Genomic DNA, 12,455 nt, shown 5'->3' with positions numbered 1-12,455 from the left:
CCATAACCCATGAAACTAATTTTAAGAATTCTATTAAGCGCAGTAGCCGTTGTCATTTTAGCCAACGTTCTACCAAATGTATCCGTAGACAGCTTCATAACCGCAGTAATCGTAGCAGTTGTTTTAAGTATCCTGAACTTATTGGTAAAACCAATTTTGGTAATTTTAACCCTACCGGTTACTGTAATTACCTTCGGTCTATTTCTACTAATCATTAATGCTATCATCATATTATTGGCAGACAAACTTATTGATGGATTTGCCGTTGGAAACATTTGGTGGGCTTTGATTTTTAGCTTGTTGCTATCATTTTTGCAATCAATCTTTTTTACACTGTTAAAAGATGACAAGTCATAGTTGCTTGTGATTTGAAATTCAATACTTTAAAAAATTGGTTGACTTTGCAAAATGTAGTATTTTTGCATCCCATTTTACACATGCAAATAGATATTAAGGAATGAATATTACGAAAGAGCAGATAGACGATTTAAATGCAGTAGTTAAAGTTGCTATCACAAAAGAAGATTACCAAGATAAGGTAGACACCATTTTAAAGGATTATAAGAAGCAAGCTAATATTCCTGGTTTTAGAAAAGGCCAAGTTCCAATGGGTCTTATTAAAAAGCAGTATGGTAAAGCCGTTTTGGTTGATGAAGTAAACAAATTGTTGCAAGACAACCTTAACAAATACCTAACTGAAGAAAAGTTGGACGTTTTAGGTAACCCATTACCAAAACAACAAGACAATTTTGATTGGGATCAAGATGAATTGGCTTTTGAGTTTGAATTAGGTTTAGCTCCTGATTTTGAAGTTTCTTTAAAAACTAAAAAAGCAATTACTCAATACAAAATTGTTGCAGACAAGAAAATGATTGACGAACAAGTTGAACGTATTCAAAAGCAATACGGTAAACTTGTAAGCAAGGATGTAGTTAGCAAGAACGATGAAGTAAGCGGCACATTCACTAATGAAGCTGAAGAAATAGACAACAAAACAATGCTTGAGACCGACAAGTTGAAAAGCAAAAAAGCTTTAGATGCTTTAAAAGGCAAAAAAGTTGGTGATGTTGTTACATTGAAAACAAAAGGTCTTTTCAATGAAGATCATATGCTATCTAGCGCTTTAGGCGTTGACAAGCAAAAAGCCGAAGCATTAGATACTGAGGTCACTTTCACTATTTCTGAAATTAACGAAAGAGAAGCTGCTGAATTAAATCAAGAATTATTTGACAAACTTTTTGGCCCTGACAGCGTAAAATCTGAAAAGGAATTAGAAGAACGTATCAAAGAAGATTCTGAAAAGCAATTTGAACAACAGTCCGATCAAAAATTATTAAACGACGTTACTGAATACTTCATAGAGAATACAAAATTTGAATTACCTACCGGTTTCTTGACAAAGTGGATTCAAATGACCGGTGAAGAACCATTATCTGAAGAGCAAGCTGTTGAAGAATATGCTAAATCTGAAAAAGGATTACGCTACCAACTTATTGAGGGTAAAATAATTCGTGATAATGACCTACAAGTTCAATTTGATGAATTGAAGGAATTCTCTAAAGGATTTATTCGTACACAAATGGCACAATTTGGTCAATTAGACCCTAAAGAAGAAGAATTAGATTCTATTGCCGCTAGAGTTCTTGGTAACCAAGATGAAGTAAAAAGACTATCAGAACAATTGATGAGTCAGAAGTTATTGAATCTTTACAAAGAAAAAGCGAATCTTAAGACAAAGGAAGTTACCTATGAAAATTTCGTGAAAGAAGTTTACGGATAAATTCCAAACAATAAATTAAGTATCTTTACGGTGCCGGAAATGAAATTTTCGGCACCTTTTTTTACTCTAAAATATAGACATACAATTTATGGATTACGGAAAAGAATTCAAGAATTTCGCTATAAACGACCAAGGCATTAGCAGCACATATTATGATTCCATAATGAGCAGCATGTACCCAACGAACATGACGCCAAACATTATTGAAGAGCGCTCTATGAACATCGTTGCAATGGACGTTTATTCTCGTTTAATGATGGACCGCATCATTTTTATGGGTACTGGCATCAATGACCAAGTAGCCAACATTATACAAGCACAATTATTGTTTTTAGCAAGTGTTGATGCTAAAAAAGATATTCAAATTTACATTAACTCACCAGGTGGTAGTGTATATGCAGGTTTAGGTATTTATGACACCATGCAATTTATCACTCCTGATGTAGCTACTATCTGTACAGGTATGGCCGCTTCTATGGGTGCTGTTCTTTTATGCGCAGGCGAAAAAGGCAAACGTAGTGGTTTACAACATTCTCGTGTTATGATTCACCAACCACTTGGTGGTGCACAAGGTCAAGCTAGTGATATTGAAATTACAGCTAGAGAGATATTAAAACTGAAAGACGAACTTTACCAAATCATTGCTGAACACTCAGGTACAGATATTGATAAAGTACGTGATGATAGTGACCGTGACTACTGGATGAAAGCTGACGAAGCACTTAAATACGGTATGATTGATGAAATTTTGGTAAGGGAGAAGAAATAATTCCGACTGATTGGTTCAAATAAATTAATGATTTTTAAACCAAAAACGATTTTTGATCGTTAAGGAATAGAATATAGAAGATAGATAATGGCAAAGGAAAATTTAGAATGTTCATTTTGCGGTAGAAAAAAGCCTGAAACTAATTTGTTGATTGCGGGTCTTGACGCACACATATGCGACCGTTGTATTGAACAAGCTCATGGCATTGTTGCCGAAGAGTCAAAACAGACAAAGACCAATGATCTTTCTTCTGAACTTGTCCTAAAAAAACCTCAAGAAATCAAGGAATTTCTAGACACTTTCATCATAGGGCAAGAGCGTACCAAAAAGGTTATGTCCGTTGCGGTTTACAATCACTACAAAAGATTATTACAACCATCTTCGCAAGAAGATGATATAGAGATCCAGAAAAGTAATATTATAATGGTTGGGCAAACCGGTACAGGAAAAACCTTAATGGCCAAGACCATTGCCAAATTACTTAATGTACCATTGGCTATTGTTGATGCAACCGTATTGACCGAAGCTGGTTATGTAGGTGAAGATGTAGAAAGTATTTTGACCCGTCTATTACAAGCGGCAGATTACAATCTTGAAAAAGCGGAAAGAGGTATCGTTTTTATTGATGAAATCGATAAAATTGCTCGCAAGAGCGACAACCCTTCTATTACAAGAGATGTATCTGGAGAAGGAGTTCAACAAGGACTTCTAAAATTACTAGAAGGTACTTCTGTAAACGTTCCGCCTAAAGGAGGAAGAAAGCACCCTGATCAAAAATTCATTGAAGTAAATACAGAGAACATCTTATTTATTGCTGGTGGCGCTTTTGACGGTATTGAACGTGCAATAACAAAGCGTTTAAATATGCAAGCGGTAGGCTATAGCGCATCTAAATCTGATAGCTTCTTAGATGACAGTAACTTGTTACAATACATCATCCCAAAAGACCTAAAAGATTTTGGGCTTATACCTGAAATTATAGGTAGACTTCCTGTATTAACGCACATGAACCCGTTAGACAAGAAGACTTTAAGAGCGATCTTGACGGAACCAAAAAATGCAATTATCAAACAATATGAAAAGCTGTTTGCAATGGATGATATTAAATTCAGCATTACAGACCAAGCTTTAGATTACATTGTAGAAAAGGCAATTGAATATAAACTTGGTGCAAGGGGCTTAAGATCTCTTTGTGAAGCCATCTTCACAGATGCCATGTTTGAAATGCCTAGTTCAGGTGACACCGATTTTAAAGTTACAAAACCTTACGCAGAAGAAATGCTATCTCACGATACCATTAAAAAGCTGAAGGCAGTTTCATAAACTCACATCTAATTAAAAAATATAAAAAAAGCGAAGATTAAAATCTTCGCTTTTTTTATGCTTTACTATTATATTATTTTCAAACCACTTTTTTTACTTGTGGTGTAATTTGTGTTACTTCTTGTAATAAGTCCATACATACTTTTTTAATCATTTTCTCATCAGTATATAATGTATGACCATAATTAGGTAAAATTTCCATTTCTACACCTAAACTATCTGCCCATTCTTCACTTGGTCTAAATTCATCGTTAGCTCCATATACCAATTGAAATGGCACGTTAGGTCTATCGTTCTTTTTACGGATTCTCGTAGGAGAAACGCCATATAACGACTTAACCGGCAAACCTTTTTTTGCAGCTTCCCAAACTATAGTAGCACCGGTACTAAAAGCTAGATAATAACAAGGTTCCGTTTCTTTTTTAAGTAAATGAGATGCCGCAGTATCTATACCTCCTTTTAAAAATGCATTATGCACATTCTCTTCAGTTTGTACTAGAATATCTAAATTGGCAAGTTGCTGACTATCATAAAAAGTAATATCAAAATATTGTTGAAGATATCCTAAGTATGAAGTAATCCAAAGTCCTTTCTTAGCCCCCCACATATCGGAAACAATTACTAATTTCTCTGCCATAATAATAGTATTTATAGTATTGGTTAAGTTTTACTCTAGCAAGATGGAAAAATAACTCCAGTTACACCCATTTAATTGTTTACGCGTTTAAAATTATCGATGTAGTCCATTTTATCAGACATTACTTTAATGTAAATCGACTACAGAAAATACGTAATACAAAAGCTACATTCATGAAGACAAATGTATGCTAAGCATTAAAAAAATATAAAGTTTTGTTGTGATTAGGTTAGAATCTAGTGTAAATGGATCAAATTACATATTCATTAATAAAAGTTCCTCTAGATAATCCCTCTTATTAGAAAGTCTTGGAATCTTATGTTGACCACCAAGTTTATCATTTTTCTTTAACCAATCATAAAACAGGTTTTTACGTGCTTTATGCACTCTTGGCATATTCAAGGTGATATTATTAAGCCTCTTTGCCTCATAATCAGAATTTAGAGATTTTAAAGCATTGTCAAATATCTCTACAAAAGCATCAAAATCTTTTGGTAAAGTTCTAAATTCCATAATCCACTCATGAGCTCCCTTTTCCTTTCCAATCATAAAAACTGGTCCGGCAGTATAATCTATTATTTCAGCCTCTGTTTTTGCGCAAGCTATTTTCAGCGCCTCTTCGGCATTCTCAATAATTAACTCTTCACCAAACACATTAATATGATGTTTAGTACGGCCCGTAACTTTAATTCTATAAGGACTTTTAGAAGTAAAACGTATTGTATCTCCAATTTTATAACGCCACAAACCAGAGTTAGTAGTAATTATTATAGCATAATTCTTACCTATTTCAATTTCCCACAAAGGTATAGCCTCTTCCTCAAAAGAACCATAGACATCCATAGGAATAAATTCATAGAAAATCCCATAATCTAACATCAATAATAAATCATCGGCGCCATTTCGATCTTGAATAGCAAAAAAGCCTTCAGAGGCATTATAAATTTCATAATACCTAAAATCACTCTTGGGCAATATTTTTTTATACTGTTCTTTATAAGGATTAAAATTTACCCCGCCGTGAAAGTATACCTCTAAGTTTTCCCAAACCTGAAATAGATTTTCTTTACCGGTCTCTTCAAGCACCTTATTCATTAAAACCAGCATCCAAGAAGGCACACCAGCCAAACTAGTCACATTCTCTTGAACACTTTCATGAATGATTGCCATAAGCTTACTCTCCCATTCACTCATCAAAGACACCTTATTACTAGGCGTGCTACTATATTCTGCCCACAAAGGCATATTATCAATTAAAATAGCAGATAAATCACCAAATAAAGAACCATTGTCTTCATAGAGTTCTTTACTACCGCCCAAACGCAAACTTTTACCAGTAAATAATTGAGAGTTTTCATTATTGTTCAGATAAAGACATAACAAATCTTTACTTGATTTATAGTGGCAATCTTCTAATGCCTCTGCACTAACCGGTATAAACTTACTTTTAGCATCTGTTGTACCGCTACTTTTGGCAAACAATTTTACTTTGGTAGGCCAAAACAGATTTTGCTCACCTCTTCTAGTACGCTCAATAATTGGCTGAACCTCTTCATAAGATACTATCGGCAATCGCTCCTTAAAAACTTTGTATGACTCAATAGACTCAAAATCATAGGTTCTACCCACCTCTGTGTCTTCTGCAAATTCAAGCAACTGCAATAAAACCTCTTCTTGAACCTCATCAGGATATTTTAAAAAAAGTTCTATCTGATGATATCGTTTCTTTAGCAACCAAGAGGCGATTGAATTAAATAGGGTAATTGGCATTTATAGGTATCTTTGTATTGTTAAAAATAGCGTATCTCACTATCATTTTCAAATCGATAATTCAATAAGCCAAATTTACATGCAATACGAGGGAGTACTTAGAAAAATGCAGACAGAAATGGGAAGTCCTATTCAATATTATATGTTATTTGAATCAGACTTTTTGAATGTAAATCAAGTTTTGGACAAAACATTGAAAATAGAATTCATTAAACATCAATGTCTCAATTGCGGTAATGACCGTCCTATTTACAGGCAAGGATTTTGTAAATCATGTTTTTTTGAGATACCATCTGCGGGAGATTGGATTATGAGACCCGAGCTAAGCAAGGCACATTTAGACCAAGAAGACAGAGATTTGGTCTACGAGAAAAAGGTGCAACTACAGCCACATATAGTTTATCTAGCCAATTCTAGCAATGTAAAAGTAGGTGTTACTAGAAAAGGACAAGTACCGACTCGTTGGATTGACCAAGGAGCACATGAAGCCATAGAAATTGTAGAAGTACCAAATAGATATTTAGCAGGAATTACTGAAGTTGCCCTAAAAGATCATGTTGGCGATAAAACAAATTGGCGTACTATGCTTACCAATACAGTAGTAGACGAAAATCTACAAGAATGGCGAGATAAACTTAAACAGTATATACCTGAAGAGGCTCTACCCTATTTCTTAGATTCTAGTTCAGAAACAGAAATGCAGTTTCCCGTATTACAATACCCAACCAAAGTAAAAAGCCTTAACCTAACCAAAACACCAACTTTTGAAGGTAAACTAAAAGGCATAAAAGGTCAATATCTCATATTTGAAGATAACACTGTTTTCAATGTAAGAGGTAGCGAGGGATACTACGTTGGTCTCACTATTACTTAGTACTATCATTTTTCTTACCAAATAGACCTCCTAAGATATCCTTTGCCTTTTCTTTTACTGCATCTTTTTCAGTTTGCACGGGCACAGAATCACTTTTGGTAGACGTTGTAGTAGCAGTATCTTTCTTAGTAGATAAAATGCCTCCTAGAATATCTTTAGCACTTGTTGTAGTGGAAGTATCAGATGAACCAGTTGTATCTTCACTAGTTTTATTACCACTAATTAAACCACCAATTAGGTCTTTCGCTTTATCCGTTCCCTTAGTAATTAGTTTTTGCTTTTCAACTTCAATTAACTTATTGGTCAATTCTTTTACCCCCGTGGTCATATCAGTGCTCACTTGAGGACTGCTATAGAGTCCGCCAATATTGGCAACTACAGGTATGGTTAAATCAGATAAAGAAGAATCATCGATTTTCGCTATTAAATTGGTGATATCAGAACCTAAATACTTCGCTGGCACTTGCAACGTTGCCTTATAGTCCAGTTTTTGATCAAATGAGTGGCTACCATCAACATTAATGGCGATATCCTTATAATTCAAGGTAAACGGTTTCACATCCACTATACCATCATTAAAACTTAATGATGTTTTCAAATCTTTTAAATTCAATTGTTTTAAATCGATAAAATTCAAATTTGAAACTAAAGAATTCAACACAGGTGCATCTTCGGTATTCACTTCATCCGTCATCAAGTCAGCAAACATTTCACCTGTCAATGATAGTAGATTTGGCATTAAATCATCGGTTAAATTACCAGATAAAGAAATATCTGACGTTAATTTTCCATTCAACATTTTAGCAATTGGAGCAATGGCTTTAAACAGATCGACCGAAGCGAATGTTTCTTGAATACCTAACTGATTTAAATCTAACTTCATATTAAAAGTAGGCGTTTCATTTTTAGTAGACACATCACCGTTAAATGCAATTTTACCACCGAACATACCGGCAGTCATATTACTAAGCGTAGCAGTTTCGTCTTTTATCTTCAAAACTCCTTTTACGTCACTCAACACAATATCATCATACAATACCTTTTTAGCATCTGCATTAATCGTCGCATCTAAAAAAGATGGAATTTTAATTTTTTCTTCCTGTACGGTTCCTTCACCGGTTGCAACTTCTTCGTTCGTAGTTGAGGCGGTCTCGGTTTCTGCAACCATAAAATCGTTCAAAGCAAAAGAGTTAGACTTTAAATTAAAGTTACCCTCTACTTTTTCATCGTTGAACATAAAGCCCAAAAGGTTGTTGATAGTACCTGTTGCATCAAAATCTGTAGTACCAGTAGTTCCGTTCAGATTATTTAATGTAACCGTTTTAGGGTTAAAAGTTAAAGCCGCCGCTTTAAACTTTACAGGATTAGCAAGTTCTTCTGAATTATACTCAAAATCAGTTAAACTTAGATTCCCTGCAGTACTTGTTTTTTCATATTGTTCTTTCTCTACAGATTGCATATCAAAAGCTGTAGTAATATCAGCTTTCAACATTCCCTTTAAATTGTATTCTTCAGGCACAGGATAAGCTTTAGAGATATTTGCCAAATTCATATCACCATCCATATGCGCTTTAACTTTGGTATTACCCATTAACTCCGTAATATTAGAAGTAAGATTAAACTTATCTTCATCTATTTTAAAAGAAGCCTTATTAATGTTTACATATGTATCTTCTACTATACCAGTTTTATTATCCAGTTGAATATCAAAAAAGACATTGCTTACTGCTTTTGGCAAATCTGGATACTTAAATGAAGCATTATCAGATTTCAACGCTATATGAAAAGTTGGGATATGAGTTTCATCCACTACACCTTTGAAATTACCATTAACGGCAAAATTACCTGTAGTAGTAACATCTTCAATATTCTTAGAATACACCTCAGGAATAACCCCCAAGAAGTTTTTAAAATCTGACGAAGGAGTTTTAAAGGTTAAATCTACCTCTTGATTGGTTTCATTCAATTTAATAAAACCATCAAACACTAGAGGCAACTGATTTAGCAATGCCTCGTTCTTTAAAAAAGAGTATTTATTTTCATTTAAATCGATACCTATAAGAGCATCTAACTTAATTTTATTCTTGCTTAAGTAATTAACACTATCCATTTCCAATGAAATAAAAGCATCGGTATGTGTATCTAACTCAGAAGTAGCCAAAGACAAATCACCAGTACCCGTATGTTGAAAATCGTCTAACTTAAAAGCAATACCTGTTGAATTGTCCGTATAGTAGATTCTTGTATTTGTAATTTCGTACGACTGCAAATCCAGGTTAAAACCATCTGTAGCACCGGCTTCCTCTTCTACTGTGCTAGCGGGATCAGACGCCAAGGCTATATCATAGTTAGCGTTCTCTTCTTCATCAACCACTACATTAATAAATGCACCATCTAAATTGATATTATTAATGGCTATTGCATCCCCCTCGTTTTTAAACAATTGCATGATACCCATGGTTAAGTCTAAATTTTCAGCCTTAAACAAGGTATCTCCCTCAAAAGGAGCTTTATTCAAAAGAACAACATCTTTAAAATCTACTTCTGCATTAGGAAAACTACTGACCAAACTTAAATTAGCCTCAGAAAAATCTAATGTGGCGTTTACATTTTGGTTGACATTACTTTTAATAATCTCACCAATTTTAGCTTCTAAAAAGAAAGGAGCTGCAATTAAAACCACAATGATCAAGACTAATAATATGCCGACAATTTTTAATATTTTCTTACCCATAGTATACTTTTAATCTGTTTTTGTTTAACGCTCTTATTCTAAAACATCTAAATCCAATTCTTCATTTGGCTTTAGATTAAAACGTTTTCTCATTATATATACGAAGAAATAGAGAAAAGGGGTGTCTAGAAATGCTATAAAAATCTTAAAAATAAATCCGCTTACTACAAGACCGAAAAAAAGATTCCACGGCAATACTTTAAAGACACATAACAACCCCACAACGGTAAACGTATCAAGAAATTGTGATAGGAATGTTGAAAAATTGTTACGAATCCATAAATATTTTCCTTTAGTCAATTTTTTCCAAAAATGATAAATGGCTACATCAACATATTGAGCCAACAAATAAGCTATCATTGAAGCCAAAACTGCAATTGGTGACAAAGCAAATACTTGTGTAAAAGTTTCATCATTTATAGGTGAAGAAGGAATTGCAGGCGCCACCTCTGCCAACAAAATAATACCCATAGAAAAGAAAGAAGCAAATATACCGGCGGTAACAATCTGGTTCGCCATTTTTCTACCGTAAATCTCCGATATTAAATCAGTAATAAGGAAGGTTATAGGGTAAGGTAAAATACCTACGGATACTTCAAAAAGAGACACCCCATAAACAGTGAAATCCCCGAAGGGATTCCAATAAAAAAACTTTTGAAATATAAGGTTTGAAACCACTAGAGAAGTGATGAACAAAGCCCCTAAATACAGATAAATACGTTGTGCTAATTTTCTATCTTTTAAGGTCATATATTATTTAATATCTAATGCAAATGGCATTCTAGCCTGTATACCTTGTTGCTCTTTAAAAGACTGTAATTCTTTTAAAACTTTGTAAGCTTCATCTCCTATTTCATCTTTCAAGATATTCTCTTTGAGTTGTAGACTTGCCCCTTCTAAATCTTCCATAAAACGTTCAAATCCGCTTTTGTATTTCGGGAATTTCTTAATTCCGTAAGACCCCAATTCAGCCATCTCTGCAGCAGCAGTAATAGCATCGTCTAAATTACCAAGTTCATCTACCAGACCAACTTCTAAAGCTTCAGTACCGCTCCAAACCCTGCCTTGAGCCACGCTATCTACTTGCGCCATACTCAAATTTCTACCTTCTGATACTCTTTGTAAAAATGTTTGGTAGGTTTCTTCTATACTTTCTTGAATTTGATTTTTAAAGCTTTCTTGCATAGGCTCAAAAAGCGAATACTCTACAGCATTTTTATTAGTACCCACCTGTTCGGCATTAATACCAACATTATCTGCCAACTCGGTCATATTAGGCACTGTACCAAATACACCAATAGAACCCGTTATCGTAGTTGGTTCTGCAAATATCTTATCTGCACCAGCTGCAATATAGTAACCACCAGACGCCGCAACGTTACCCATAGAAACTACTACCGGTTTCACTTCTCTTGCCAGTGCCACCTCTCTCCAAATAATATCTGAAGTTAAAGCACTACCACCTGGCGAATTTACACGCAACACAATTGCCTTTACATCTTCATCTTCACGAGCTTTAATTAACGCTTCATTAATAATTCCCTGACCTATGATATTAGGACCACCTTCTCCATATAATATTTCACCTTGCGCGAACACGATTGCAATTTTATCGTCACCCGATTTAAGCTTCTTTTTATTTGAATATTTTACATAGTCATCTAATTTACTGTAATTGATATCCTCATCTGCCTTAAGACTAAGTGCGTTTGCCAATTTACCCTCGTACTCATCATAAAAAACTACATCATCTATTAAACCAGATTGCTTAGCGTATTTAGGAGTTCTACCACCTAAGGTATCCGCAATCATGTTTAAATCAGATTCAGAAATAGAACGTGTTTTTGAAATATCTACAATCATAGAATTCCAAAGTGATTGAAGCAATGAAGTCAATTGGCTTCTATTGGCATCACTCATGTTATCTTCTAAATATGGCTCAACGGCACTTTTATACTTACCATGACGAATAACCTCCATCTTAATTCCAGATTTTTCTTGAAGCTCTTTATAATAGAGTACTTCTGTGGACAAACCTTTAAAATCCAAAACCCCTACCGGATTTATAAAAATAGAATCGGCAACACTTGCTAAATAATAATCACGCTGCATAAAAAAATCAGCATAGGCATAAATGAATTTACCTTCGGTTTTAAAATCTTCTAATGACCTTCTAATAGCCTGAGTTTGTGCCAAACCGGCGATAATAAAGTTATTATTAATACTTATACCCTTAATACGATCATCATTTTTAGCTACTTCAATAGCCTGTATAATTTCATCCAAGCCCTGCGACTCTTCAAAAATACCTGCAAAAGGATCTAATTCATTACTACCTGTGTAATCTGAAATTTGCCTTTGTAATTGCAATTCTAAAATAGAGTTGTCTTTAACAGCAACGGTCTCTTCACCACTACTGACCAAGCTTACAAAAATTAAAAACATAACAAACATGATCCCAAATGCAAATAAGGAACCTAAAATGGAAGCAAGAAAATTTCTTAAAAAATTCATTTAAATCTTTATTTTAATAGTGAACAAAGATAACTAATGTGAATATGTTTTAGT

General features: G+C 34.2%; 10 protein-coding genes. 5 read left to right on the top strand and 5 right to left on the bottom strand.

The window, feature by feature from the left end; translation table 11 throughout:
* The first annotated feature begins 9 nt into the window (after nt 1–9).
* The 4 genes from ABJI11_RS17060 to clpX all read left to right on the top strand — a co-directional run bounded on the left by ABJI11_RS17060 (nt 10) and on the right by clpX (nt 3,872).
* Nucleotides 10–357: a phage holin family protein gene (locus ABJI11_RS17060; protein ID WP_084684625.1), complete on the top strand. Its 348-nt coding sequence runs from the start codon at nt 10–12 to the stop codon at nt 355–357.
* 100 nt (nt 358–457) lie between these two features.
* A complete protein-coding gene (gene tig, locus ABJI11_RS17055) occupies nt 458–1,780 on the top strand; it encodes a trigger factor (RefSeq protein WP_348354958.1) in 1,323 nt (440 codons plus the stop codon).
* 88 nt (nt 1,781–1,868) lie between these two features.
* Nucleotides 1,869–2,549 (top strand): ATP-dependent Clp endopeptidase proteolytic subunit ClpP, encoded by a 681-nt coding sequence (gene clpP, locus ABJI11_RS17050; protein WP_276492013.1) that lies wholly within the window; start codon nt 1,869–1,871, stop codon nt 2,547–2,549.
* An 87-nt stretch (nt 2,550–2,636) separates the two neighbouring features.
* Nucleotides 2,637–3,872 (top strand): ATP-dependent Clp protease ATP-binding subunit ClpX, encoded by a 1,236-nt coding sequence (gene clpX / locus ABJI11_RS17045; RefSeq protein WP_348354955.1) that lies wholly within the window; start codon nt 2,637–2,639, stop codon nt 3,870–3,872.
* Between the two features lie 79 nt (nt 3,873–3,951).
* Here clpX and ABJI11_RS17040 read toward each other — a convergent pair whose 3' ends face one another.
* Both ABJI11_RS17040 and ABJI11_RS17035 read right to left on the bottom strand, forming a co-directional pair.
* Nucleotides 3,952–4,509, bottom strand: coding sequence for a hypothetical protein (locus ABJI11_RS17040; RefSeq protein WP_348354952.1), 558 nt, complete (start codon nt 4,507–4,509; stop codon nt 3,952–3,954).
* A 255-nt stretch (nt 4,510–4,764) separates the two neighbouring features.
* Nucleotides 4,765–6,279: a GH3 auxin-responsive promoter family protein gene (locus tag ABJI11_RS17035; RefSeq protein ID WP_348354949.1), complete on the bottom strand. Its 1,515-nt coding sequence runs from the start codon at nt 6,277–6,279 to the stop codon at nt 4,765–4,767.
* Between the two features lie 79 nt (nt 6,280–6,358).
* Here ABJI11_RS17035 and ABJI11_RS17030 point away from each other — a divergent pair, with 79 nt between their 5' ends.
* Nucleotides 6,359–7,153: a DUF2797 domain-containing protein gene (locus ABJI11_RS17030; RefSeq protein ID WP_348354946.1), complete on the top strand. Its 795-nt coding sequence runs from the start codon at nt 6,359–6,361 to the stop codon at nt 7,151–7,153.
* On the opposite strand, the gene ABJI11_RS17025 is transcribed toward ABJI11_RS17030, so the two are convergent.
* Genes ABJI11_RS17025 through sppA form a run of 3 tightly spaced genes read right to left on the bottom strand, consistent with a single transcriptional unit; the run spans nt 7,146 to nt 12,401 of the window.
* Nucleotides 7,146–9,887 carry an AsmA-like C-terminal region-containing protein gene (locus tag ABJI11_RS17025; protein WP_348354943.1) on the bottom strand — a complete coding sequence of 914 codons (2,742 nt, stop codon included), beginning with the start codon at nt 9,885–9,887 and terminating at the stop codon, nt 7,146–7,148. The genes ABJI11_RS17030 and ABJI11_RS17025 overlap by 8 nt on opposite strands.
* A 33-nt stretch (nt 9,888–9,920) precedes the next feature.
* Nucleotides 9,921–10,637 carry a queuosine precursor transporter gene (locus tag ABJI11_RS17020; protein ID WP_348354940.1) on the bottom strand — a complete coding sequence of 239 codons (717 nt, stop codon included), beginning with the start codon at nt 10,635–10,637 and terminating at the stop codon, nt 9,921–9,923.
* A 3-nt stretch (nt 10,638–10,640) separates the two neighbouring features.
* On the bottom strand, nt 10,641–12,401 hold the full coding sequence (gene sppA / locus ABJI11_RS17015) for a signal peptide peptidase SppA (RefSeq protein WP_348354937.1): 1,761 nt from the start codon (nt 12,399–12,401) through the stop codon (nt 10,641–10,643).
* Between the last annotated feature and the right edge of the window lie 54 nt (nt 12,402–12,455).

Source organism: Maribacter sp., from assembly GCF_039968975.1.
GTDB lineage: Bacteria > Bacteroidota > Bacteroidia > Flavobacteriales > Flavobacteriaceae > Maribacter.
Note: the sequence above shows the minus strand (reverse complement) of the source record. Positions and strands in the feature narration are given on the sequence as shown.